The 23,213-nt window shown below is 61.6% G+C and carries 20 protein-coding genes and 4 pseudogenes; 16 read left to right on the top strand and 8 right to left on the bottom strand.

Features of this window, described 5'->3' with window-relative positions; all coding sequences use genetic code 11:
- The first annotated feature begins 90 nt into the window (after window positions 1–90).
- From BCA01S_RS35660 to BCA01S_RS38750, 6 genes are all read left to right on the top strand, one after another.
- Window positions 91–516 (top strand): NADPH-dependent F420 reductase, encoded by a 426-nt coding sequence (locus tag BCA01S_RS35660; protein ID WP_425176929.1) that lies wholly within the window; start codon window positions 91–93, stop codon window positions 514–516.
- Window positions 513–692: a hypothetical protein gene (locus BCA01S_RS39660; protein WP_425176930.1), complete on the top strand. Its 180-nt coding sequence runs from the start codon at window positions 513–515 to the stop codon at window positions 690–692. The genes BCA01S_RS35660 and BCA01S_RS39660 overlap by 4 nt, the downstream gene beginning before the upstream one ends.
- Before the next feature lie 3 nt (window positions 693–695).
- Window positions 696–1,199 (top strand): SRPBCC domain-containing protein, encoded by a 504-nt coding sequence (locus tag BCA01S_RS30660; RefSeq protein WP_027780172.1) that lies wholly within the window; start codon window positions 696–698, stop codon window positions 1,197–1,199.
- Window positions 1,200–1,356: 157 nt separating this feature from the next.
- On the top strand, window positions 1,357–2,151 hold the full coding sequence (locus BCA01S_RS30655; RefSeq protein WP_027780171.1) for an SDR family NAD(P)-dependent oxidoreductase: 795 nt from the start codon (window positions 1,357–1,359) through the stop codon (window positions 2,149–2,151).
- Between the two features lie 96 nt (window positions 2,152–2,247).
- On the top strand, window positions 2,248–2,766 hold the full coding sequence (locus tag BCA01S_RS30650) for an SRPBCC domain-containing protein (protein ID WP_244146086.1): 519 nt from the start codon (window positions 2,248–2,250) through the stop codon (window positions 2,764–2,766).
- A gap of 451 nt (window positions 2,767–3,217) precedes the next feature.
- Complete coding sequence (locus tag BCA01S_RS38750; RefSeq protein ID WP_052369542.1) at window positions 3,218–3,472, top strand: P-loop nucleotide/nucleoside kinase family protein; 255 nt, start codon at window positions 3,218–3,220, stop codon at window positions 3,470–3,472.
- A gap of 179 nt (window positions 3,473–3,651) precedes the next feature.
- Here the strand turns inward: BCA01S_RS38750 and BCA01S_RS35650 are convergent.
- From BCA01S_RS35650 to BCA01S_RS35645, 3 genes and pseudogenes are all read right to left on the bottom strand, one after another.
- A pseudogene (locus tag BCA01S_RS35650) lies at window positions 3,652–4,338 on the bottom strand (transposase); the annotation flags it as partial.
- A 56-nt stretch (window positions 4,339–4,394) separates the two neighbouring features.
- Window positions 4,395–5,126, bottom strand: a complete 732-nt coding sequence (locus tag BCA01S_RS30635; RefSeq protein ID WP_027780169.1) for an IS6 family transposase — start codon at window positions 5,124–5,126, stop codon at window positions 4,395–4,397.
- Window positions 5,127–5,130: 4 nt separating this feature from the next.
- Entirely contained in the window at window positions 5,131–6,084 is a 954-nt protein-coding gene (locus BCA01S_RS35645) for an acetamidase/formamidase family protein (RefSeq protein ID WP_244146087.1), read from the bottom strand.
- A 1,145-nt stretch (window positions 6,085–7,229) separates the two neighbouring features.
- On the opposite strand from BCA01S_RS35645, the gene BCA01S_RS35640 reads away from it, so the two are divergent.
- Complete coding sequence (locus BCA01S_RS35640; protein ID WP_244146088.1) at window positions 7,230–7,661, top strand: NAD(P)-dependent oxidoreductase; 432 nt, start codon at window positions 7,230–7,232, stop codon at window positions 7,659–7,661.
- A gap of 254 nt (window positions 7,662–7,915) precedes the next feature.
- Here BCA01S_RS35640 and BCA01S_RS30615 read toward each other — a convergent pair whose 3' ends face one another.
- The gene (locus BCA01S_RS30615; RefSeq protein ID WP_027780168.1) at window positions 7,916–8,797 is read right to left on the bottom strand and encodes a LysR family transcriptional regulator; all 882 of its coding nucleotides are present in this window, start codon (window positions 8,795–8,797) and stop codon (window positions 7,916–7,918) included.
- Window positions 8,798–8,924: 127 nt separating this feature from the next.
- On the opposite strand from BCA01S_RS30615, the gene BCA01S_RS30610 reads away from it, so the two are divergent.
- The 7 genes and pseudogenes from BCA01S_RS30610 to BCA01S_RS35635 all read left to right on the top strand — a co-directional run bounded on the left by BCA01S_RS30610 (window position 8,925) and on the right by BCA01S_RS35635 (window position 17,088).
- On the top strand, window positions 8,925–9,947 hold the full coding sequence (locus BCA01S_RS30610; protein WP_027780167.1) for an ABC transporter ATP-binding protein: 1,023 nt from the start codon (window positions 8,925–8,927) through the stop codon (window positions 9,945–9,947).
- Window positions 9,944–11,047: an ABC transporter ATP-binding protein gene (locus BCA01S_RS30605; RefSeq protein ID WP_042319979.1), complete on the top strand. Its 1,104-nt coding sequence runs from the start codon at window positions 9,944–9,946 to the stop codon at window positions 11,045–11,047. Before BCA01S_RS30610 ends, BCA01S_RS30605 begins: the two co-directional genes overlap by 4 nt.
- 72 nt (window positions 11,048–11,119) lie before the next feature.
- On the top strand, window positions 11,120–12,616 hold the full coding sequence (locus BCA01S_RS30600; protein ID WP_027780165.1) for an ABC transporter substrate-binding protein: 1,497 nt from the start codon (window positions 11,120–11,122) through the stop codon (window positions 12,614–12,616).
- A 5-nt stretch (window positions 12,617–12,621) separates the two neighbouring features.
- Window positions 12,622–13,566: an ABC transporter permease gene (locus BCA01S_RS30595; protein ID WP_027780164.1), complete on the top strand. Its 945-nt coding sequence runs from the start codon at window positions 12,622–12,624 to the stop codon at window positions 13,564–13,566.
- Window positions 13,566–14,450 (top strand): ABC transporter permease, encoded by an 885-nt coding sequence (locus tag BCA01S_RS30590; RefSeq protein WP_027780163.1) that lies wholly within the window; start codon window positions 13,566–13,568, stop codon window positions 14,448–14,450. The genes BCA01S_RS30595 and BCA01S_RS30590 overlap by 1 nt, the downstream gene beginning before the upstream one ends.
- 66 nt (window positions 14,451–14,516) lie before the next feature.
- Complete coding sequence (locus tag BCA01S_RS30585; RefSeq protein ID WP_027780162.1) at window positions 14,517–16,154, top strand: gamma-glutamyltransferase family protein; 1,638 nt, start codon at window positions 14,517–14,519, stop codon at window positions 16,152–16,154.
- A gap of 212 nt (window positions 16,155–16,366) precedes the next feature.
- Window positions 16,367–17,088 (top strand): annotated as a pseudogene (locus tag BCA01S_RS35635) (IS6 family transposase).
- A 192-nt stretch (window positions 17,089–17,280) separates the two neighbouring features.
- On the opposite strand, the pseudogene BCA01S_RS30570 reads toward BCA01S_RS35635, so the two are convergent.
- Window positions 17,281–17,583 (bottom strand): annotated as a pseudogene (locus BCA01S_RS30570) (IS3 family transposase); the annotation flags it as partial.
- 65 nt (window positions 17,584–17,648) lie between these two features.
- Here BCA01S_RS30570 and BCA01S_RS30565 point away from each other — a divergent pair.
- On the top strand, window positions 17,649–19,025 hold the full coding sequence (locus tag BCA01S_RS30565; protein ID WP_084167015.1) for an IS30 family transposase: 1,377 nt from the start codon (window positions 17,649–17,651) through the stop codon (window positions 19,023–19,025).
- A 7-nt stretch (window positions 19,026–19,032) separates the two neighbouring features.
- On the opposite strand, the pseudogene BCA01S_RS35630 reads toward BCA01S_RS30565, so the two are convergent.
- From BCA01S_RS35630 to BCA01S_RS30545, 3 genes and pseudogenes are all read right to left on the bottom strand, one after another.
- A pseudogene (locus BCA01S_RS35630) lies at window positions 19,033–19,916 on the bottom strand (IS3 family transposase); the annotation flags it as partial.
- Window positions 19,917–20,241: 325 nt separating this feature from the next.
- A complete protein-coding gene (locus tag BCA01S_RS30550; protein WP_027780157.1) occupies window positions 20,242–20,562 on the bottom strand; it encodes a CcdB family protein in 321 nt (106 codons plus the stop codon).
- On the bottom strand, window positions 20,562–20,804 hold the full coding sequence (locus tag BCA01S_RS30545) for a type II toxin-antitoxin system CcdA family antitoxin (protein WP_027780156.1): 243 nt from the start codon (window positions 20,802–20,804) through the stop codon (window positions 20,562–20,564). Before BCA01S_RS30545 ends, BCA01S_RS30550 begins: the two co-directional genes overlap by 1 nt.
- A gap of 741 nt (window positions 20,805–21,545) precedes the next feature.
- On the opposite strand from BCA01S_RS30545, the gene BCA01S_RS30540 reads away from it, so the two are divergent.
- Window positions 21,546–23,012, top strand: a complete 1,467-nt coding sequence (locus BCA01S_RS30540; protein WP_027780155.1) for an ISNCY family transposase — start codon at window positions 21,546–21,548, stop codon at window positions 23,010–23,012.
- Window positions 23,013–23,213 lie beyond the last annotated feature (201 nt).

The raw sequence follows: 23,213 nt of genomic DNA, 5'->3' as shown, positions 1-23,213 counted from the left end.
TTATTGTTCCCAACGCAGCGACGTTTTCGTAAAGCCATCTGCAGTGCTTCACGCCACGCGGAGTGAAGCCCATCCAGCCCAGGAGTTTTTATGACCTCTTCCATTATCGGCAGCGGCAGCGTCGGTGCCGCCATCGCCCGTCAGTTCGCCCGGAGCGGCATCACGGTCGGCATCGCTAACACCCGCGGGCCGGAGTCCATCGCGTCTATGGCCCGTGAACTGGGTGACAAGGTGGTTCCCCTCACGCTACAGGCGGCGCTCGAGGCCGACGTGATCGTCCTGGCGGTCCCGTTCCGGGCCCACTGCGACGTCGCCAGAGCTGCGGCGAACTGGAAAGGCAAAGTCGTCATCGACGCCACCAATGCCTATGGCGTGCCGCTCTCCGAACTCGACAGCCTGCCATCCTCGGCGATCGTAGCGAAAGCGTTTTCGGGCGCATCCCTTGTCAAGGCGTCAATCATTTGCCCGCCAAGGTACTCGCCGAGCATCCCGTCAGCGCCGGTGGCCGTCGAGTGATCTTTCTGTCTAGCGACGACGAGGCTGCAAGCGCGACGGTGGCCACTCTGGTCGAGCGGCTCGGCTACGCGGCGGTCAGTCTCGGCAGGATCGCCGAGGGCGGTCAGCTCGTGCAGGCCCGGGACAAGAGCTGGGCGCCCCTGATTTTCCAGGACCTGTTCAAGAAGGAGCAATAAACCATGTACGACCGTGTCATCTGGCCAGAGCGCTACGACCCGAAAACGTCCGCCATCTACGCTCTCAACGACATCGATGTGAAAGCGCCTCCCGAAGTGGTGTGGAAGCTGCTCGTCGACGCGAAGAACTGGTTTAGCTATTTCCCGCCCGAGGACCAGGTCGAGATTCTGTCGGGCGAGTCGGAACTGGCCTTGGGAACCCGCTACAGCCGCGTGACGGTCGGCTTCCCGATGAGCCTCGTGGTAACCGAATACGTGCCAAACCAAAGGCTCGCTTGGGCGACCACCGTCGACGGGGACGAGACAGGTTCCAGCGCTTACCACGGTTGGGTAATCACGCCGACGGACGAAGGTTGCCACGTGCTGACGGAAGAGACGCAACAAGGGCCCTGGTTTCTCGATGTACTCGGACGGCAACATCCCGGTGGGCTCTATCGCTATCACCAGGATTGGGTCGAGCGCCTCGCGCGTGCCGCAGAGGCGGAAGTCACGAAGATCGCCGGGTGACGCGTCAGTTTCAACGCGCAGTTGCGTTGCGCGTTTGACTGTTTGCGGCGGAAGCGGTGAACCGGCTTGCTCTCAAGCGAAGTCTGGTCGCGCGCGTGCCCATATCGATGAATCGTATCGGCGGATCCATCTGCCATCCATAGCGGGAGAAAAAACTATGAAGATCGAACTCAAAGGCCGCAAGGCCATCGTTACCGGCTCGACGGCGGGCATCGGCCGCGCGATCGCAGAGGGCCTCGCCCGCGCAGGCGCATCGGTCGTGATCAACGGGCGCGGAGAGCAGCGAGTAGCCGCCGCGCTAGATGAGATCCGGGCGCTCGTGCCCGACGCGGAATTGACCGGCATTGCCGCCGATCTTTCCACGGCTGAGGGATCGGCTGCCCTCGTGGCGCAGGTGGCGGATGCCGACATCCTCGTCAATAACCTCGGTACCGCCCATCCGAAAGGTTTCTTCGAGCAGAGCGATGGCGAATGGCTCGACCTCTTCCAGATCAATGTCATGAGCGGCGTGCGCGCTGCACGGCACTATCTGCCGGCCATGGCCAGGCGCGGTTGGGGACGGGTCGTGTTCATCAGCAGCGAGTCCGCGATCATGATCCCCAAGGAGATGATCGACTACGGTATGACCAAGACGGCGCAACTCGCCGTATCGAGGGGACTCGCTGAGTTGGTGAGTGGCACAGGGGTAACCGTCAACGCGGTGCTGCCGGGGCCCACCCGCTCCGAGATTCTGGGCAACTGGATGAAAGCCACCGCTCAGGAGCAGGGCATCACGCAGGAGGAAGCGGAGCAGAACTTCCTGAAAACGATGCGACCGACCACGCTACTCAACCGGTTCACGACGACCGAAGAAATTGCGAACATGGTGGTCTATGTCTGCTCCGAGCAGGCCTCCGGTACGAGCGGCGCCGCATTACGCGTTGATGGCGGTGTCATTCGCGCGATCTCCTGAGCCAACGCCTGACAGACCTGCGCTGCGCCGTGCGCCCTGACCGCAACCGAGATTTCTGCAGTCTCCGCAAACTTAAATCAGACCCGAATCCCAACCATGAATAATATGTTCGAAGCGATCCATTGGCCGGCGGACATGGCACCCAGCCGCTCGCCCATCCATTTCACTAATGAGCTTGAGGTTGCCGTTTCGCCCGAAACTATCTGGTCTCTTCTCGTTGATCCCGAGGCCTGGCCCCGTTTCTATCCGGGTGTCAAGGATGTCCAGCTGTTAGACGGACATGAGCTGTTGCAAGCCGACACTCGCTTTGAAACTAATCTCGCTGGCCAGGACGTCTTCGCGTCGGTAAAGGAGTTCGAGCCCATCGCCCGGATCGCTTGGGGTGGCGGTCCGAAGGCTTCGAGAGAATCCAGGGCCTATCACGCCTGGATCATCACCCCGACACCCCGCGGCTGTCACCTCTGGACTGAAGAGACGATGCAAGGGCCGCTCTGGATCGAGATGGCGAAGGAAGCGCCAGATATCTTCTGGCGCACCCATGAAAAGCTTCTGGAAGACCTCGCGAAGGTCGCACTCAAGCTCGAAGCACAGGGCGACGCTGGAAGCCGTGAATAGGCGACGGCTGCGGCGTATCTGAAAAGGAGCGTGTAGGTCTGCCGGGGTATTGCTGCTTTACGACGCTCGCGATGACTGATGTTTAACGGACCGATCGGTGCGTGAGAGCGTCCGCTAACGGCTGCACACTCGCGCTGTCACCGTATTTCGTGACACGCTTCACCGAAGGCTTCAACCGCTTCGTACCTCCACGATTGCTCCGGTCGCTTCTGGCTGGAGCGGTTGCCGGGCGGGGCTTACACCCGCTGTGAAAGCGCCGCCTTTGCACGGCGCACTCCAAAAGGAGACAGTCGACGTTGCGAGGTAGATCGTTGATAGGGTGCGGAGTGGATGTCGGACCTGCGGGGTACTTCGCCGCATATGCAGTTGCGGGCGACAACTTACGCCTGGGTTGACCGTCGTCCCGGACTCGGTCAATTCGTTGAATATTACGCGTAGCGCCTGGAGAAACGTGGCGTTCGATGCAGGGGTGCAGAATTTCGAGATTGAGCTGGTTTGCTCGGACCTCGGGACGCACCATGAACGGGTCGAGGCGCGAAAGGTCGATATTCCCGGCTTTCAGTTGGCGACATGGAAGAGTGCGCTTGAACGTCAACACGAACCGTGGGAATTAGTGGACCTCGTGGTTGACAACGCAAAGGTTCCATCGAGCAGGCATTCGAAGAAATTTTGCAGTTGCAAGCCCACAGCGATGACCGGCAGTTGAGGGTCGGAAATACGGGTTGACGACCGGCCGCTTTCGGGATGCGAAACACCAATGACCGCTTCGCGGCGATGAACTCGAAGCGCCGATGGACTCAGCCCGACCCAGCTTGTGTGGAAACTGGTTTTTCGCGGAGCTTGCACCGATCGACTGTCGCGTGCGCAACAAAGCCTGTCAGGGCTTTAGCTTTCGACCATCTTCATAGCCTTCAATGTTCCCTGAACGCCGAGTATGTTCATGACCCGCTAGAGGTTGTAAGCCAACACCTGAAGGCTCATCTCCGTACTCACCCGCTTGAGCGTCCTGGTCAGGAAGTGTGCGGGGCCCATCCAGTGCTTGAGCGTGCCGAAGACATGCTCGACGGTACTTCTGCGGATGGTCATGGCGTCAGGTTTCCGGTCGAGCCGACGCTGCATCACTTCAAGCGCATTCTCATGTTCCCATCGCCGAATTCGACGATAGTCAGACGGTGAACATCGTTCCTTGAGATGGCAACGTGGGCACGCGCTGGGCCAGTAGACTCGCAGATTCAGGTCGTGCTCGACAGTCGTGAATCGATGGATCGCCCGCTCGCCAGCCGGGCATCGATACGTGTCGCTTTTCGCTACGTAGATAAAGTCGGCTTTCGTAAACAGGCCTTTTTTCCGGGAGGCCGACGTGAGCGGCTTGGGAACATACGCGCTGATGCCGTTCAGATCGCATGCCCTTATCTCCGGCCCGCTGAAGTAACCGCGGTCCGCAACAACCTTCAGCTTCGATCTGCCCATCGTGCGCTTCGCAGATATCGCCATTTTGCTGAGTTGTCCATGATCGTTCCCGACATTGGTTACTTCGTGTTCAACGATCAGATGGTGTTTCGTATCAACGGCTCTGTCAAGTTGACGGGCGTAGACTTACCTAAGCAGATCAAGCGTAGTTATCCTCATCAGATAAGCTTCTCTGCTGCGGCAGTGACAGTCCAACCATGCCACGTGGCGAAGCGTTCCTGAAGTACGGCGCGATGACATGCCGCGTTCATTTGATGTCGGGGCAACGCGAAGTGCTGCCGGATTGGGCCGAAGCATGAGAGAAACGCCTGCGTGCGACGCGCATCGCGAAAGCCGCACATCTGGCGTTCGCGCCTGCGGGTCGGCTGGTGGCTGTTCTCGGCACGGTTATTCACGCGTGCAGCCGCCTTGACGAAAACGTGCTTCACATGAGCGAGTTCAGGAATGTCAGCCTTCGCCGCCGGATAGCTACGTAACTGGTCGGTCACGATCTTGCGCGGCACCGGGTTTGAACGCAGCACCCGCCGGAAGAAGCGCTTTGCCGCGGCCTTGTCGCGCCGCTTCTGCACCAGCACATCGAGCTCAGCACTGTGCTCGTCGACCGCTCGCCACAACAGATACGGCTCGCCGCGCAACGTCACGAACATCTCGTCCAGATGCCATATGCTACCCGGCCTGGGCCGCGCCGCTTTGGCGCACCGGGCGAATCCAGCGCCGAATTTGTCGCACCTGCAACGAATCGTTTCGTACGTGACCACGACACCACGCTCGAGTAACAACTCCTCGACGTCGCGCAGGCTCAGGCTGAACCGGAAATACCACCGAACCGCGCAGCTGATGACGACGGAGGGGAAGCGGTGGCCGTGATAAAGCGATTTTGTCTTCTTCATCACCTCATTCTATCGCTGCCTCACCATCAACCTGACAGTGCCAATACGCGTCGTCGCGCGACAGGCCTTGCTGCTCGGTGAGCAGCAGCAACATATCGCGGGAAGCATTTTTGGTGGCGATGTCGAGGTCATCATCGAAGCCATGGACGATCCAGTAGTCCGGTGTTTCCAGCAGCGGCGAGGGAAATGTGAAGTCCCGCCGCAGCACGATCTGGAACATTACATTGAGCGACGCCTCGATCGCGGTGCCGCTGATCTCGCCATCGCCTTGCGATACATGTGGGTCGCCGATCGAGAATAAGCCGCCGTCCACAGCGACCGGATAATACATGGTAGAGCCCGCGCCGATGCGCCAGTTATCTATATTGCCGCCATGCGCGCCCGGTGGCACCGTGCTCACGCGGCCCGCCACATCGGGCGCGACGCCTGCCGTTCCCAGATGAGGGCGTACCGGCACGCGAATGCCTTCGAGCGCGGTTTCGCGGCAGCAGTCGCGAATCTCCGAGCGCTTGCCCGGCACGAGATATTTGCCGGGGTAGTCAAACGCATACAGCGCGTGAGCCGTATTCGATGCCTGATCGAGTTCGTAGATAGTGACGCGCTCCTTCTCGAAGTCGGTGAACAGATGACCCCAGTGCGCCGCGAGATTCGAGCCGTAGTTGAAGCGCGGAATCATTTGCAGATAACGCACCTCAAGCAGGTCGCCGGGCTTCGCGTCCTTCACAAAGATCGGTCCCGTCATCAGATGCACGCCGGGTTGGCGATCGGATTCGGGAATCGTCTCGTAGAGCGCGCGCACCTTGTCATCCATCATGAGCTCCGGGGCGTCGCCTGCGTGATGCGTTATTGCTTCGGCGCGAACGAAGTCGCCGCTCTCGACGATCAGCGCGGGCGCTAATGCCGCGTCAAAATATCCCCAGTGAACATTTTTCTGGATGGCAGGCAGGTCGTGAAGCATGCTTTCCTAAGCTCCGTAAGAGTGTGCGATCGGTGCGACGTGACCGATGACAGATCGTACGAGCGACAGAATAGATACACTTGGGCGACAGCGTACAAAAGCTTGTGCGTGGACGAATCGGCTTGCGGCGTCACCCGGCTGTCGCGGGTCTCAGGCCACAAGACTGGATTCGTTCGTGTCCCGATTCATCTCACTGACGGTCGGAAACGCGCAACCGGAATTGCGGACGTTGGCCTCGCGGCACCCCTTGCTGGCAAAGCGCTGCCTCACTCCGCGGGAAGAGCTCAAGACGTTGCGAAACAGCAAGACGAGCGACGGAGCCGCCGCTACGTTGATCCCTAACCCACATGCCGGCGCGCTCACTCGTTGCCGACGGGGGTATCCACCTTCAGCTGCTTCTTTGCGCGAATCAACACGCGTCAACCTATTTCAAGCGGTCGGTCGAAGTCCTCGACACCGGAAATCGAAGTGATCTACATGATCAGGAAAGGGCAGGTGAAGGACGACGGCGTCACCCAAACCGCTGCCGCCAAGTTCAATTCGCTGGTGGCATAAGGACTCCTTCCCGCCGCGGAATCTTCTCGACTCGCCGGGCCTTATCGCAACACAACCTCCAGCGCAGCCGCGGTTTTCATCAGCGGATACGCGACGTACCAACGCACGTCAGAATCACCTCCAGCGGATACTGCGAGACGTTCTATGCCTTGGACAGCGCGGGTTCCGCGTCTTTGTCGACTCTTTCATCGGCGACCTTGTATCGCCGGAATTCTAGCGTCCATCTTTTACTGCGACACAAACCAAAGATTGCCCGGTACCAAGTCCACGAGGCGCTCTTCTCATGTCGCTCAACTTCCAGCAGCAACCTGCGCTCCGGACGCCGCGCAAAAAAAGCGGACGCTGGATGGCAAATGTGAGACCCGCGCGTAAGCACCTCACGCTTGATATGTCCAGAAAATATCTGTTGTGTTTCTCTTTTTTGTCGTTCTAAAGTCAACCGTCGAGCGCTTACCAATTATTTGTGAGCACCTCACGGATCTGCTCTTCTTGCTTGCTTGGTGCAGGACATAAATCGACAAAGCGGCTCACTGAGATGATTAGTAATCCGACATTAACTATTTACCGAAACGGCGGCACCGGCGCAGGCGGTGGAAGCAGTCGATGTACTCGCAACGATCTCCGCACTCGACGACTGGCTGCCTCAGGTCGACTTCGTCGTTATTACGGCGCCGCTCACGCCGGAGACACGCGAGTTGCTTTCCGCCGTGCGCCTCGCGCGCATACGGCCCGGTGCGGGCGTCGTCAACCTTTCGCGCGCGGCGCTGATCGACCATGCGGCGTTGTTCGAGCGATTGCGTTCCGGAGAGTGCGGCGGCGCGCTGCTTGACGTATTCGATCCCGAACCGTTACCGGCTGACCATGTGGCGTGGGACGTGCCGGGACTCGTCGTCACGCCGCACATTTCGTGCGACGCGCCCGATTACAACCTGCGGGTGCTCGAACTCTGGTTTGGCAATTTCGCGCGATTCCTGCGCGGGGAACCGCTCGCGAATATCGTCGATCGTACCCGCGGTTATTGAGCCGGCAGATGGGACGCGATCAAGGGTGACAGACCCAGCTGAGCGAGGCTCCGGTGCAGATAGGGTCGGCGAATCGGTCAAAGTTATCGGAGCAAAACGGACTGATGACCCGCGATGACCGGGCTGAAGAGTCTCGAGATGTTCGCTGGTACCTGCGCTACAAGCTCAGCCTAAGGGATCTGACCAGCCCGCGAACGTGACAACGCCCCCGCGTCAGCTGATGGCATCGAAACAACGGCCCGACAACAACCGCATCACGAACGATCGCGCGGCATCGCCTGCAACGTATCGACGATTTCGCGCATCAGCGCTTTTCTGTCATCCGAAGCGCGCTGCACCATGCCGACCGTGCGCAGCGTCGGCGGGCTCGAAATCGGGATCACGCGCAGCAGCGGGTCGTTCAGCCAGTTGCCGCGTATCAGCAGCGGCAGCACCGCGACGCCGACTTTCTCGCGCACCAGCGCGACAATCGTCTCGATCGAATTCAGTTCGAGATACTCGTTGACCATCCAGCCCGCTTTCTCCAGCGCCTGCTCGACCACCTGCCCCGTGCGCACGCGCCGGTCGAAGCGCAGAAAGCCGTGCCCACGCAAGATGCGCTGCGGGTCGTTATCGGCGATGTCGCGGCTCACCACCAGCGCCATCGGTTCGGTGTAGAGCGTGGTCCATTTGAGCGTGTCGGGCAGCGTCTCGTCCGCGCGCGCGACCACGGCCGCGACGTCCACGTCGCCCGCTTCGACCATGCCCGCCAGTTCGTCCGACCGCGCCGACAACAACCGCACGTCGAGCCGCGGGTGCGTCGCCTTCAGCCGCGCGACGGCGAGCGACAGCGCACCGATCACCGACACCACCGCGCCGATCGTGACGGGGCCTTCCATTGCGTCGGCGGGCTTCGCTTCGAGGTCGGCGAGCAGGTCGAGGATCTGCTCGACCTTCGGCCAGATAGTCATCCCGTGCTGTGTCAGCGTGATCTGTCGCCCGCGGCGGTCGAACAACTGGCGGCCCAGCGCTTCCTCCAGCCCGCGCATCTGCAGGCTAACGGCCGCCTGCGTCAGCGCGACCTTTTCGGCAGCCGTCGAGAACGAGCCGGTGCGGGCAACGACCCTGAAAGTCTTCAGCATGCGTAGCGTCGGCATTCGTTCGATCCATGAGAAAAACTTAAGTGTCGAAAAGAAAGTTTAATATTTTTTGTACGTTGGCAGCCAGATAATCGATTTCACAACGATCTGGAAGGACGAGCCACGCAATGCGGAGTAAACAGGCATGACCGCGGCAGAACGCCGGCCGGTTCTCGATGTACAAGGCTTCTCGCTGAACTTTTCGAATTTGCCCGATGCGCCGAACGTCGTCGACCGGGTGTCCTTTCTCGTCCACGCGGGCGAGACCCTGTGCGTGGTCGGCGAGTCCGGCTGCGGCAAGAGCGTGACGTCGCTCGCGCTGATGGGGCTGCTCGCCAGCCCGCCCGCACGTCGCGTCGCGGGCACGGCGCATTTCGAGGGTGTGGATCTGTTCCAGCTGTCCGAGCGCGAACTCGCCGACATTCGCGGCAACCGCATGTCGATGATCTTTCAGGAGCCGATGACCTCACTGAATCCGGCCTACACAGTCGGCGAGCAGATCGGCGAGAGCATCCGGCGGCACCGCGGCGTCAGCCGCGCAGCGGCGCGCGAAGAGGCGCTCAAGATGCTGCGGCTCGTTCATATTCCCGCGCCCGAAACGCGGCTCGATGCGTTTGCGCATCAGTTGTCGGGCGGCATGCGCCAGCGCGTGATGATTGCGATGGCGCTCGCGAACAGCCCGCGCCTGTTGATCGCCGACGAACCCACTACAGCGCTCGACGTGACCATTCAGGCGCAGGTTCTAGCGCTCGTGCGCAATCTGCAGAAAGAGACGGGCACGGCGATGCTGCTGATTACGCACGATCTCGGCGTGGTCGCCGAAGTGGCGGATCACGTGGCGGTGATGTATGCGGGCAAGATCGTCGAGTACGGCACGGTGTCCGATCTGTTCGACGATCCGCAGCATCCGTACACAATCGGGCTGATGGGCGCGATTCCGTCCGTCGGCAAGCGAGAAGGGTCGCTCGCCACGATACGCGGCTCCGTGCCGACGCCCGAGCAGATGCCGCGCGGCTGCCGCTTTGCGCCGCGCTGTCCGTTTGCCGAACAGCGTTGCATCGACGCCGCGCCGCCCGAGCAAACGCTCGAAGGCGAGCATCGCGTCGCCTGCTGGCTCGCGCCCGTCGAGCAGCTCATGAAGCCCGCGCAGCAAAAGGAGCTGACATGAGGCCCGCGAATGCGTCACACCCCGCGTCACACATCGCGACGCCCATCATCGAAGCCAGCGCGCTCACCAAACGCTTCGGCGGCGAGCGGCAGATGTTCACGCGCACGCCCACGGTTCATGCCGTCAACGAAGTCTCGTTCGCCGTGCACACGGGCGAGACGTTCGCGATCGTCGGCGAATCGGGCTGCGGCAAGTCGACGCTTGGGCGTCTGCTGCTGCGTTTGATCGACGCGACGCAAGGGCGCGTGCTGTATCAGGGCGAGGACATCACGCATTGGCAGGGCGCGAAGCTGCGCCGCTTGCGCCGCGACATGCAGATCATCTTTCAGGACCCGTTCGCGTCGCTGAATCCGGGCATGACGGTCGGGCAGATCATCGGCGAGCCGGTTGGGTTTCACGGTCTCGCGAGCAGCGGCAGCGAGCGCCGCGAACGCGTCGCGCAACTGCTGACCAAAGTCGGCCTGCAGCCGGCGTATGCGCAGCGCTATCCGCATGAATTCTCCGGCGGCCAGCGGCAGCGCATCGGCATCGCGCGGGCGCTGGCGGGCGAGCCGAAACTGATCGTCGGCGACGAGCCCGTGTCGGCGCTCGATGTCTCCGTGCAGGCGCAGGTGATCAACCTGCTCGAATCGCTGAAGGCCGAACTCGGGCTCACGCTGATCATGGTCGCGCACGATCTCGCCGTGATCCGTCACATGAGCGACCGCGTCGCGGTGATGTATCTGGGTGAAATCGTCGAACTGGCGCAGGTCGACGAACTGTTCGACGCGCCGCTGCATCCGTACACGCAGGCGCTGCTGCGCGCGATTCCCGCCAGCAGTCCGCACGAGCGCCGCACGAAGCCCGCGCTGCAAGGCGATCTACCCAGCCCGACGGCGCCGCCGCCCGGCTGCCGCTTTCATACGCGTTGCCCGCACGCGAAACCGCGCTGCGTGCAGGAGCGCCCGCTGTCCGAAACGCTGCCGGGCGGACGGCAGGTCGCGTGTCATTTCTGGCGCGACGTGCAGAACGCGGGCGGCGGCACGCCGCTCGTCGCGAGCGTCAGCACGAAGCTCAACGAGCGCCTGGCGATCTATCGCGAGAAGCAGAACCAGACGTAGGCCGCACTGAGCGCCGAAGCGAACCGGTAACGATCACCCATGGCAACCCGAACCGCAACAAGGACACGACGCATGCGAAGAATGTTGATTGCCGCCGCGCTCGCATTGAGCGCTTCCGCCGCGACGGCGCAGACCACCATCCGCATCGGCCTGCAGGACGATATCGGCTCGCTCGACCCGGCCCGCAGCGTGCAGTTTGTCGACCGGATCGTGTTCGCGTCGCTGTGCAATTCGCTCGTCGACGTCGCGCCCGATCTGAAAATCGTGCCGATGCTCGCCACGTCGTGGACCACGGGCGACAACGGAAAATCGCTGACGTTCAAGCTGCGCCAGGGGGTCAAGTTCCAGGACGACGAGCCGTTCAACGCCGCCGCCGTGAAGGCGAACCTCGACCGCTACCGCACGCTGCCGACCAGCAACCGCAAGAGCGAATTGTCGTCGGTCGATCATGTGGATTTGATCGACGACAGCACCGTGAAAATCGTGCTGAAGCAGCCGGACGCCGCGCTGCTCGCCACGCTGTCGGACCGCGCGGGCATGATGCTCGCGCCGAAAACGCTTAGCGATGCGGCAGGCGTCGCGTCGCATCCCGTGTGCTCGGGACCGTACAGGTTCGTGCAGCGCGTGCAGAACGATCGCGTGGTGCTCGAGAAGTTCGCCGGTTACTGGGACGCGGATAAGTATCCCGTCCAGCGCGTCGTGTTCCAGCCGATTCCCGACAGCACCGTGCGTCTCGCGAATCTGCGCTCGGGCTCGCTGGATATGCTGGAGCGTCTCGCGCCGTCCGACGTCGCCGCCGTCAAGAGCGATGCGAACCTGCAGTTCAAGCCGGTGACGGGTCTCGGCTTCTACTACGTGACGTTCAACATCAACAACGGCCCGCGCGGCAACGGTCCGCTGAAGGACAAGCGCGTGCGGCAGGCGTTCGAGCTGTCGATCGACCGCGATGCGATCGACCAGGTGATCGGTGCGGGCATCTTCACGCCCGCGAACCAGGGCATTCCGAAATCGAGCCCGTACTACAACGCGTCGCTGCCGACCTCGAAGCGCGACGTCGCGAAGGCGAAGGCGCTGCTGAAGGCGGCGGGCCAGGAGCATCCGACCATTGAATTCGCGTATCCGAACAACACGGTCGCGAGCCAGATCACGCAGATGCTGCAGGCCATGCTCAGCGAAACGGGCATCACGCTAAAGCTGCGTCCGAGCGACTACGCGACGGAACTGAACGCAGGCCACACCGGCGACTTCGAAGCGATGTACACGGGCTGGTCGGGGCGCCTCGATCCCGACGGCAACCTGCATCAGTTCAACACCTGCGCGGGCAACCTGAACTACGCGCACTACTGCAACCAGCAGGTCGATTCGCTGCTCGATGCGGCGCGCACCAAGCAGACCCAGGCCGAGCGCAAGTCCGACTACGACGCCGCGGGTAAGATCCTCGCCGACGACGATCCCATCGTCTACATCTACGCGCAGCCCTGGCCGTTCGTGCTGTCGAAGAAAGTGCAGGGCTTCACGCCTTACGCCGACGGTCTGGTGCGCCTGCGCGGCGTGTCGATCAAGGGCTGAGCGTCATGCTGCCAATCATCGCGAATCGCCTGCTCGTGGCCGTGCCGACGCTGATCCTGGTGTCGATGCTGATTTTCGGCTTGCAGAAGCTGCTGCCGGGTGACCCGGTCCGCGCGATGGCGGGCGAGGATCAGGACCCGCAGCTGATCGCGACGCTGCGGGTCAAGTATCACCTCGATCAGTCCGTGCCGACGCAGTACGCGCTATGGATGCGCGATGTCGCGCACGGCGATCTCGGTTCGTCTTTGCGCACTGACGTGCCCGTGCGCGCGTTGATCGCGCAAAAGCTGCCAGTCACGATCCAGCTCGCGGTGATGGCGATGATTCTCGCCATTGGCATCGGCATTCCGGCGGGCGTGATTTCGGCGGCGAGCAGGGGCGGGCCGCTCGACTACGCGGCAAACATCTTCGCTCTGTCGGGCATGTCGATACCGAATTTCTGGCTCGGTATCATGCTGATATTCATCGTGTCGGTGCGCTGGCATCTTTTGCCGTCGTCGGGTTATGTGTCACCGGGCGAGGATTTCTGGCTCAGCATCAAGACGATGCTGATGCCCGCGTTCGTGCTGGGCGCCGCGCTCGGTGCGCAACTGATGCGCCATACGCGCAGCGCAATGCTCGGCGTCTTGCGCACCGACTACATCCGCACGGCGCGCGCGAAAGGGTTGCTGCGCGGCGCCGTGGTGGTCAAGCACGCGTTCCGCAATGCGCTGATCCCCATCGTCACCGTGCTCGCGCTGCTGTTCGGCGAACTGCTCGCGGGCGCCGTGCTGACGGAGCAGGTGTTCACGATTCCCGGCTTCGGCAAGCTCGTCGTCGATGCGGTGTTCAATCGCGATTACCCCGTCGTGCAAGGCGTCGTGCTCGTCACGGCGGTCGCGTTCATCGTCGTGAACCTGTGCGCGGATGTGCTCTATATCCTGCTCAATCCCCGACTGAGGCGTAGTTAATGGCTACTTCAATCGATGCCCGATCGGCGTCGGCGGCCGTCGCGTTGCCGCGTCGCAAACGCCGGGGGCTCACGCGCTTCATGCGCAATCGCGCGGCCGTGTTCGGTGCGTTTCTGGTGGCGCTCATCGTGATCATGGCGCTGTTCGCGCCGTGGCTCACGCACTACGACCCCGTGCAGGCGAGCTTCATGACCGTGCGCCAGGCGCCGTCGGCAGCGCACTGGTTCGGCACCGACGAACTCGGCCGCGACGTGCTGAGCCGCCTTTTGTACGGCGCGCGTGCGTCGTTGCTGGCGGGCGTCGTGTCGGTCGGCATTGCCGTCGTGCTCGGCGTGCCGCTGGGGTTGATCGCCGGTTACTTCGGCAGGTTCGTCGACGGCGTGATCTCACGCATCGCCGATGCGCTGCTGTCGATTCCGTTCCTGATTCTCGCGATTGCGTTGAGCGCGTTTCTCGGCCCGAGCCTGACGAACGCGATGGCCGCGATCGGCATTTCGGCGATGCCGCGCTTCATTCGCCTCACGCGCGGCCAGGCCATCAGCGTGAAGGCCGAAGAATATGTGGAAGGCGCGCGCGCGATCGGCCTCGATCACGCGCGGATCATGCTGCGCTACATTCTGCCGAACGTGCTGCCGCCCATCATCGTGCAGGCGAGCCTGACGGTGGCGAGCGCGATCATCGCCGAAGCGAGCCTGTCGTTTCTCGGGCTCGGACAATTGCCTCCCGCGCCGTCGTGGGGCTCGATGCTTAACACGGCAAAAGACTTCGTGAGCCAGGCGCCGTGGATGTCGATCTTTCCCGGCATCGCGATCTTCCTGGCCGTGCTCGGCTTCAACCTGCTCGGCGACGGCCTGCGCGACGCACTCGATCCGCGCGAATCGTGATGCTTTTCGCGCGCTACGGCTTTCGATGGCGCGCGGTCGAACCAGCAAAACCACCAGAGTGACAACATGACAAGCTTCAACTGGCAGAACCCTTATCCGACGCTGCGCATGCCCGTGTTCGCGCGCAACATAGTGTCGACGTCGCAGCCACTCGCCGCGCAGGCCGGGTTGCGCATGCTGTGGAAAGGCGGCAATGCCGTCGATGCGGCCATCGCGGCAGCGGCGGCGATCACCGTCGTCGAGCCGGTGTCGAATGGACTTGGCAGCGACGCGTTCGCGCTCGTGTGGGACGGCAGCAAGCTGCACGGGTTGAACGCGTCGGGCGTCGCGCCCGCTGCGTGGAACGTCGGTTACTTCAGGCGCAAATACGGCGAAAACAACGGCGTCGCCGTGCAGCCCGTGCGGGGCTGGGACACGGTGACGGTGCCGGGCGCGATAGCGGGCTGGGAAGTGCTGCATCGGAAGTTTGGCTCGCTGCCGTTCGCCGATCTGATGGAGCCCGCCATCGAGATCGCCGAGCGCGGCCATGCCGTGGCAAACGTCGTCGCGCGCAAGTGGGCGGCCGCCGTGCCCGAACTGAAGAACCAGCCGGGCTACGCCGATACGTTCATGCCGCGGGGCCGCGCGCCCGAAGTCAGCGAACTGGTGAAGATGCCGGGCCACGCCAAGACCTTGCGCATGCTGGCCGAACACGGGCCGCGCGCCTTCTACGAAGGTGAAATTGCCGAACGCATCGCGGCGTTTTCCCGCGATTGCGGCGCGGCAATGACGCTCGACGATCTGCGCAACTACCAGCCCGATTGGGTCGAGCCGATCGGCAAGAACTATCGCGGCTACACGGTTCACGAGATTCCGCCGAACGGGCAGGGCATCGCCGCGCTGATCGCGCTCGGCATTCTCGAACAGTTCGACGTGGCCGCGCTGAAGCTCGACGGCATCGAATCGCAGCATCTGCAGATCGAGGCGATGAAGCTCGCGTTCGCGGATGTGTACCGCTACGTCGCCGATCCGCGCTCGATGGAAGTCGCGCCTGCGCAAATGCTCGACGACGCCTATCTGAAATCGCGTGCGAAGCTGATCGATCCGAAGCGCGCGACGCACTTCGGCTTCGGCATGCCGAAGGCGGGCGGCACGATTTACCTGTCGGCGGCCGACGAGCGCGGCATGATGGTCAGCTTCATCCAGTCGAACTATATGGGCTTCGGCTCGGGCTGCGTCGTGCCTGAGATGGGGATTTCGCTGCAGAACCGTGGCTGCGGTTTCTCGATGGACCCGAAGTCGCCGAATGTGGTCGAGGGCGGCAAGCGGCCGTTCCACACGATCATCCCGGCGTTCCTCACGCAGCAGGTGGACGGCAAGCAGGAAGCGGTCATGAGCTTCGGCGTGATGGGCGGCGACATGCAGCCGCAAGGGCACCTGCAAACCGTGGTGCGCATGCTCGATTACAGCCAGCAGCTGCAGGCGGCATGCGATGCGCCGCGCTGGAAGGTCAACCGCGATTTCTCCATAGATATCGAATCGACGCTCGATCCGCAGACCTCACGCGCGCTCGAAGGCCTGGGCCACACGATCAAGTCGATCGATGATCCGTATATGGATTTCGGTTCGGGCCAGTTCATCTGGAAGCTCGATCGCAACGAGCCTGAGCGCGGCTATGTCGCTGCAAGCGACAGCCGTCGCGATGGGCTGGCCGCTGGGTTCTGAGCGTCGCATCGGCGCCCGGCACATCGGCGCATCGCGTCGCGCGCCGACCGTCCCTGCGGCAAACCGCGAAGGCGTCACCGGACGCCTTCGCGGCGTCGCCTGCGGCGCCATTCGTCAGCAGGAGGATAGGCACGCCTTCGATTCGCGGCTCCGCTCTCAGGGCCGCGCACGGCACTGTCAGGTTAATGGGGAGGCGGCGGTAGAATGAAGTGATGAAGAAGAAAAGATCGCTTTATCACGGCCACCGCTTCCCTGCCGTCGTCATCAGCTGCGCGGTTCGCTGGTATTTCCGGTTCAGCCTGAGCCTGCGCGACATCGAGGAGTTGTTGCTCGAGCGTGATGTCGCGGTCACGTACGAAACGATCCGTTGCTGGTGCGACAAGCTCGGCGCTGGATTCGCACAGTGCGTCAAGGCGGCGCGGCGCAAGCCCGGCAGCACATGGCATCTGGACGAGATGTTCGTGAGGCTGCGCGGCGAGGCGTATCTGTTGTGGCGAGCGGTCGACGAGCATGGTGCCGAACTCGACGTGCTGGTGCAAAAGCGGCGCGACAAGGCTGCGGGAAAGCGCTTCTTCCGGAGGGTGCTGCGTTCAAACCCGGTGCCGCGCAAGATCGTTACTGACCAGCTGCGCAGCTATCCGGCGGCGAAGGCTGACATTCCCGAGCTCGCTCAGTTTTCGTCAAGGCGGCTGCACGCGTGAACAACCGTGCCGAGAACAGCGACCAGCCGACCCGCAGGCGCGAACGCCAGATGTGCGGCTTTCGCGATGCGCGTCGCACGCAGGCGTTTCTCTCATGCTTCGGCATGATCCGGCAGCACTTCGCGTTGCCCCGACATCAAATGAACGCAGCATGTCATCGCGCCGTACTTCAGGAACGCTTCGCCACGTGGCATGGCTGGACCGTAACGGCCGCAGCAAAGAAAGTCATCTGATAACGACAACTGCTCTTTATCCACGCAGGTGGCCTGCGCCCGCCAACTTGACAGAGCCGTTTGCGCAGATCGCGCGTCTTCCACCAGACTAAACGGCCGATCACAATTCCTGCTCCAAGAACCACTGCCAACAGCACAAGCGAAACGGCGAACTGAGCTTCCCTCGGTTTTTCGCCTTCCAGAGGCCCGGGGTTATGCAGCCGTATCCTTTGTCCGCTGAGCCGCAAGCCAGTCTTGCATGAACTGGGTTGGCGACATGAAGCCAAGCGATGAATGACGACGACTGCGGTTATAAAACACTTCAATGTATTCGAACAAGTCCGCCACGGCTTCGCGATGCGTGCGGTACTTCGTGCCGTGTACCCGCTCGTTCTTCAGGCTGTTGAAGAAGCTTTCCGTCGGCGCGTTATCCCAGCAATTTCCTTTGCGGCTCATCGAGCAGCGCATCCCGTAGGAGGCCAGCTTGCGCTGGAATTCATGGCTCGCGTATTGGGCGGATTCAACCGGTTGTCGCAACACCTTTGATCAAGGAGGTGTGTATGGGACGACCAGCGGGGTGGATGCATAAGTTGACAGGGCGAGGAGCGATGCGCTCGCCAGGCGCGCCGTCGCATCGGCGCGAGATCGAGCGGCGATTCTGGAAGCAAATCGCAACTGGCATTACAAGTGAGAAGGCTGCAGAAGCGGTTGGCGTGTCGCAGGCAGTAGGCGCTCGGTGGTTCCGCCATAATGGTGGCATGCCACTTTCCATGTCGAGCCCAATATCCGGACGGTACTTGTCGTTCGCGGAGCGAGAAGAGATTGGACTACTTTCGTTCCAGGGCGTCGGGGTACGCGAGATTGCTCGCCGTATCGGACGCAGCCCATCAACGGTCTCCCGGGAACTGACGCGTAATGCTGCAACTCGTAGCGGCCGGCTCGAGTATCGAGCTTCGGTTGCGCAGTGGAAGTCGGAGCTGGTTGCCAAACGACCCAAACCTTCGAAACTGGTGACCAACCCACGGCTACGCCACTACGTGCAAGACCGTCTGGAGGGCAAGGTTCGCCGCGCTGATGGCCGTGAGATTTCCGGGCCCCGCCACGCGCCGTTTAAAGGGAGAAACAAACCGCATCGCGGTGACCGTAAATGGGTCAATGGCTGGTCGCCCGAACAGATTTCCAACCGGTTGCAGATCGACTTCCCGGATGACGAGTCCATGCGCATCTCTCACGAAGCCATTTACCAGGCTCTCTATATCCACAGCCGAGGTGCTCTCAAGCGCGAGCTGGTCAGCTGTCTGCGCACGGGGCGGGCGTTGCGCGTGCCGAGGTCCCGGGCACAAGCCAAGGCATGGGCGCACGTTAGCGAAAATGTAATGATCTCCAGCCGCCCTGCGCAGGCGGAAGATCGTGCTGTGCCGGGGCATTGGGAAGGTGACCTGATCATCGGCCTGAACCGGTCCGCGATCGGAACGCTGGTCGAGCGATCAAGCCGATTCACCATGCTTGTCCACCTGCCTCGCGAGGAAGGCTACGGGCTGATTCCCAGGACAAAGAATGGCCCTGCGCTGGCTGGCTACGGAGCTATCACGATGGCCAACGCACTCAAGAAGACCGTGACTGACATGCCTGCCCAACTGTGGCGGTCATTGACCTGGGATCGTGGCAAGGAACTATCCGATCACGCCCGCTTCACGGTCGAGTCCGGGGTGAAGGTCTTCTTCGCTGACCCGCACAGTCCTTGGCAGCGCGGAACGAACGAGAACACGAACGGCCTTCTGCGGCAATACTTTCCAAGGGGCACAGACCTATCCCGCTGGAGCGCTGGAGAGATTCAGGCCGTTGCCAATACGTTGAACACCAGGCCTCGGAAAACGCTCAACTGGAAGACGCCTGCCGAAGCTCTGGACGAGTACCTAAAATCTGTTCAACAATCTAGTGTTGCGACGACCGGTTGAATCCGCCTTGGCTGCCACGGTCCGAGTGATGCAGTGCACCGGGCGCAGGTCGGCGGCGGAACCATGCCATCGTCAATGCGTCGGTCACGAGGTCCGCCGCCATGCGCGGCTTGACGGACCAGCCCACGACCTCCCGGTTGAACAGGTCCAGCGTAACCGCCAGATACAGCCAGCCTTCGTCGGTCCAGATATACGTGATGTCCGATGTGAACACCTGGTTAGGCTCGTCCGGCGTGAACTGCCGGTTCAACACGTTCGGCGCGACCGGAAACTGGTGCCGAGAATCAGTTGTCACGCGATAACGGCGCTTATGGCGGGCTCGGATACCGTTGGTGCTCATCAGCCGTTCCACACGTGCTTTGCTGGCCGGAAAGCCGCGAGAGCGCACCTCGTCGGTCATGCGTGGCGAACCGTAGGCACCTTTGAACTTGGCATGAATCGTTCGAATCAACGTGAGCAACTGGGCATCGGTCAGTCGCTGCCGCTCGGGTGTGCCGCCGCGCTTCCAGGCGCGATAGCCATTGACGCTTACTCCAAGGACCTCGCACAGCGCCGACAGTGGATAGTGCCGGCACTGCGTGTCAATCCAGGCGAACTTCACAGGAGGTCCTTCGCGAAGAACGCCGCCGCTTTTTTTGCGATTTCGAGCTCCATCTGCAAGCGCTTGTTCTCCGCTCGCAGGCGCGAGAGTTCCATCTGTTCTGCCGTGACGACCTTCGCTCCGGGGCCGTTCAGCTTGCCCGTCTCGGAAGCCTTGAGCCAGTTGCGCAAAGTCTGCAACGACATGCCTAGCTCGCGAGCCACGGTGCTTATGCCTTGCCCGTCCTTGACTCGTTGCACGGCGGCTTCCTTGAACTCCGCCGTGTACACCTGGTGCGGTACCTTGAACATTTCTTCTTTCCTTCCTTTCGGTCGAGTTTATACGCGACCTGCTGGAAGGCGAAATTTCAGGGGAAGCTCAAACCCCACGATGAGCAGGGCAGCGCCGATCACCACGGCCAATGCCTTTGCCAGCAAGCTCAGCGGGCCAGGACGCATAGTTACGCCACTTTGCCTGAGTCTTTTTGTTGCTTGTCCAGTTGCATCGCACCTCCATCGCGGTTTTCCCGGGGCCGTATCAGCATGAAGCGCAACAGCGAAATCAATATTTCGAGGTTCGGGGTTGATTCGCTGATACGACGGTCGCCCCTTAGGAACAAAGTCGATTTGTTGTCGCTCAGTATGCGCCGAAGATCCGGTCGAGCGCCGCGAGGATGGCCTCGCGTCGATCTGAAAGGGAACCAATGCACTTGCCGAGAGCCTTCAAGGGGACGGCGCTCATGGCAGGGGTATCAAGGAAACATTCTTCGCCGTGGACTTCGAAGACGGGAAGCAGGTCGGATGGTCTGCCGGAGAAGGCGAGATGCCGAACAGGTCGCAGCGGAATTATGATGCGCGTCGGCAAAATGCCGACATGGGCACTTTGCACGTCGAGCAGGTAAGGTGCAAGCTTGCGCGTCTCAATGTCGGGGTTGGCGTAGAGATCAAACCGGGCCATCAAAACGTCCTGTATTTCGCGAGCGGAAGCCCGTCGCGATCGACCATCGCCGTGTAGGCGGCGACCAGCTCGGCGTTTTCATCGGCCCACCGACGCGCCTCTGCCTCCTGGATTTCCTCGCGTACACCGCGCTCGCTCGCGCGCGAAAGATTAATGCCAAGCTGTTTGGCCCGCTCCAGCACCTCGGGAGGCAAGGTGACGTTGGTGGATCTACGCGGTCGAACTTCGAGTGCTTTGCCCATGTGCGGCTCCATGTTGCATATTATGTGCATTATGGTGCACATCATCGACGGATCGCAAGCGCGGTGGCGGCCGATGGGGGCTACGCGGAAATTGTTAGGGCGCAGTCGAACGAGGTCCTTCCGGATTTCCTCAATATTTGGCCGTTGGTTTGCATAAATTTGTTCCTGCTTGAGCCCCGTCTGTACGGACGCTCCCGGATTCAAGGAACAAATTTGCTTCCATCAGTTAGTTGCAAGCAGATTTGTTTCGTTGAGCGACAGCAGAGCAATTTCGTAGTGTTCCCGCGCTAGACTGACGCCTTGGCCGGGTCTCGCGAAAGGCACTGCTTACAGCGCACTACCAATATAAGCTTTCTTATCCTGACAGCCGCGTTCATCCACCAAACTGCCGTGCTCCAAATCGTGCCGCGCACGCCCCAAGCCGTGTTTTCCCGATGCTTCCGGTCCGTAGCGTCATGCGCCGATGTGCTGTCCGACCGAGTGCAACGAGTTATTCTCCGCCTGCAAGCCTCGATTCCCGTCTTGGGGCTGGGAACAACATTCTGCAAGCAGGCGGGAACAAATTCATGCAAACCGTCGGGGTAGTCCGAGGTGAGCAAGTCGGCGAAACAATTTGACATAATATAAATTATCAACTATTTTTTTGTTAGTCCAAAGTTCAGATGTCGTGTTTCCGCTAAATTGAAATGTCGTGTTTGCGGGTTCAGGCTGGTGGCCAGCATGCCTTGAGGAGCGCTGGCCATGAACGCATGCGGGACGATCACCATGTTGATGACCGAGCTGGATCGGTTGAAGGTTGTACAAGCCGTTTGCGAGCGGCGTCTGAAGCCAGGTCAGGCAGCGGACCGCCTTGCGCTGAGCGTGCGGCAGGTCGAGCGCCTGGTGCAGCGCTATCAGGCCGCGGGCGTTGCCGGACTGGTGTCAGGCAAACGCGGGCGACCGGGCAACCATCAGTTGTCCGATGGCGTGGCGCGACGCGCGCTGGCGATCATTCGTGAGCGCTACGCGGATTTCGGGCCGACACTGGCGTGCGAGAAGCTTCGGGAATGTCACGGCATCGGTCTGTCGGTCGAGACGGTGCGCGCGCTGATGATGGCCGCCGGTCTGTGGATTCCTCGCAGGGATCGTCCAGCCAAGGTTTACCAGCCCCGGAACCGTCGTGCGTGTCTGGGCGAACTGATCCAGATCGATGGTAGCGACCACCGCTGGTTTGAGGAACGGGCGCCGGCCTGCACCCTGCTGGTCTTTATCGACGACGCGACCGGCCGGCTGATGACGCTGCATTTCACGTCGACGGAATCGACGTTCAGCTATTTCGAGGCGCTGGGCAAGCACCTGGCAGCGCACGGCAAGCCGGTCGCGTTCTATAGCGACAAGTTCAGCGTGTTCTACGTCAAGGACCGTGCAAGCACGGCCGGCAAAGGTGTCACGCAGTTCGGGCGCGCCCTGTACCAACTCAATATCGAGGCGTTCTGTGCGAACACGAGCCAGGCCAAGGGGCGGGTCGAGCGGGCCAACCTGACGTTGCAGGACCGACTCGTCAAGGAACTGAGGTTGCGTAACATCAGTACGCGCGAAACGGCCAATGCGTATGCGCCCTCCTTCATCGCTGACTTCAACCGGCGATTCGGCAAGCCACCGAAGAGCGACCACAACGCGCATCGACCGTTGCGTGATGACGAGGACCTGAAGCAGGTCCTGGCCTATCGCGTGGCGCGCAAGGTCTCCAATGCGCTGACGGTGCAGTACGACCGGGTGATGTACCTGTTGCAGGACACCGAAGCCAACCGGCGTCTCATCCACGAGTACATTGAAGTGGTCGAACACCTGGATGGTGCGATCGAGATTCAGGCCACGGGTCGCGTCCTGCCGTATCGCGAATATGACCGGATCACGCAGATTGATCAGGGCGCAGAGGTTGAGAACAAGCGGCTGTCCGCGGCGCTGGAAGTCGCCCGGCGGGTGCAGGCGCAGCGTGATGACCGGCGGATTTCGGGCTCGCCTTCCCGTACCCATATTGGCGAGGACGTCCGGGCGAAGAAAGCGCTGGTGGGCCTGAAGAAACAACGGGCGATCACGCTAGCGGATGTCACTCAGGCCGTGCATGAGGTAAGCATCAAAAAACATGAAGAACGGGGGGTGGGCGGCTGCGCCGCCCACCCCAAAAACATAAGAAAAAGCACAGCAAAACCCGACATTTCAATTTAGCGCAGACCCCGACATTTGAACTTGGCGGGGACATTTACGGGGCGGGCGCTATAATCAGCGCGCGCCACTGGCGCTACCTTGTCGATTGTCGGTGGCCCCACAATAATTTCTCTTCCGAGCGGTACCAGTTCATGCGCGAAGTACCGGAATCACTCGAGACGGATTTACCCAACCTTGACCAGATCGAGGCGGAATTACGGC

Origin of the sequence: Paraburkholderia caledonica NBRC 102488 (genome assembly GCF_000685095.1) — a bacterium.
In the GTDB taxonomy this organism is placed as follows: domain Bacteria; phylum Pseudomonadota; class Gammaproteobacteria; order Burkholderiales; family Burkholderiaceae; genus Paraburkholderia; species Paraburkholderia caledonica.
The sequence above is the reverse complement of the archived record's forward strand: the minus strand, read 5'-3'. Positions and strand labels throughout refer to the sequence as shown.

Excerpts from the sequence above, each read along its gene's own strand:
- BCA01S_RS35660 (WP_425176929.1), top strand. The coding sequence starts at position 91 with ATGACCTCTTCCATTATCGGCAGCGGCAGCGTCGGTGCCGCCATCGCC.
- BCA01S_RS30660 (WP_027780172.1), top strand. The coding sequence starts at position 696 with ATGTACGACCGTGTCATCTGGCCAGAGCGCTACGACCCGAAAACGTCC.
- BCA01S_RS30655 (WP_027780171.1), top strand. The coding sequence starts at position 1,357 with ATGAAGATCGAACTCAAAGGCCGCAAGGCCATCGTTACCGGCTCGACG.
- BCA01S_RS30650 (WP_244146086.1), top strand. The coding sequence starts at position 2,248 with ATGAATAATATGTTCGAAGCGATCCATTGGCCGGCGGACATGGCACCC.
- BCA01S_RS30635 (WP_027780169.1), bottom strand. The coding sequence starts at position 5,126 with ATGAAGAAGACAAAATCGCTTTATCACGGCCACCGCTTCCCCTCCGTC.
- BCA01S_RS35645 (WP_244146087.1), bottom strand. The coding sequence starts at position 6,084 with ATGCTTCACGACCTGCCTGCCATCCAGAAAAATGTTCACTGGGGATAT.
- BCA01S_RS30615 (WP_027780168.1), bottom strand. The coding sequence starts at position 8,797 with ATGCCGACGCTACGCATGCTGAAGACTTTCAGGGTCGTTGCCCGCACC.
- BCA01S_RS30610 (WP_027780167.1), top strand. The coding sequence starts at position 8,925 with ATGACCGCGGCAGAACGCCGGCCGGTTCTCGATGTACAAGGCTTCTCG.
- BCA01S_RS30605 (WP_042319979.1), top strand. The coding sequence starts at position 9,944 with ATGAGGCCCGCGAATGCGTCACACCCCGCGTCACACATCGCGACGCCC.
- BCA01S_RS30600 (WP_027780165.1), top strand. The coding sequence starts at position 11,120 with ATGCGAAGAATGTTGATTGCCGCCGCGCTCGCATTGAGCGCTTCCGCC.
- BCA01S_RS30595 (WP_027780164.1), top strand. The coding sequence starts at position 12,622 with ATGCTGCCAATCATCGCGAATCGCCTGCTCGTGGCCGTGCCGACGCTG.
- BCA01S_RS30590 (WP_027780163.1), top strand. The coding sequence starts at position 13,566 with ATGGCTACTTCAATCGATGCCCGATCGGCGTCGGCGGCCGTCGCGTTG.
- BCA01S_RS30585 (WP_027780162.1), top strand. The coding sequence starts at position 14,517 with ATGACAAGCTTCAACTGGCAGAACCCTTATCCGACGCTGCGCATGCCC.
- BCA01S_RS30565 (WP_084167015.1), top strand. The coding sequence starts at position 17,649 with ATGCATAAGTTGACAGGGCGAGGAGCGATGCGCTCGCCAGGCGCGCCG.
- BCA01S_RS30550 (WP_027780157.1), bottom strand. The coding sequence starts at position 20,562 with ATGGCCCGGTTTGATCTCTACGCCAACCCCGACATTGAGACGCGCAAG.
- BCA01S_RS30545 (WP_027780156.1), bottom strand. The coding sequence starts at position 20,804 with ATGGGCAAAGCACTCGAAGTTCGACCGCGTAGATCCACCAACGTCACC.
- BCA01S_RS30540 (WP_027780155.1), top strand. The coding sequence starts at position 21,546 with ATGAACGCATGCGGGACGATCACCATGTTGATGACCGAGCTGGATCGG.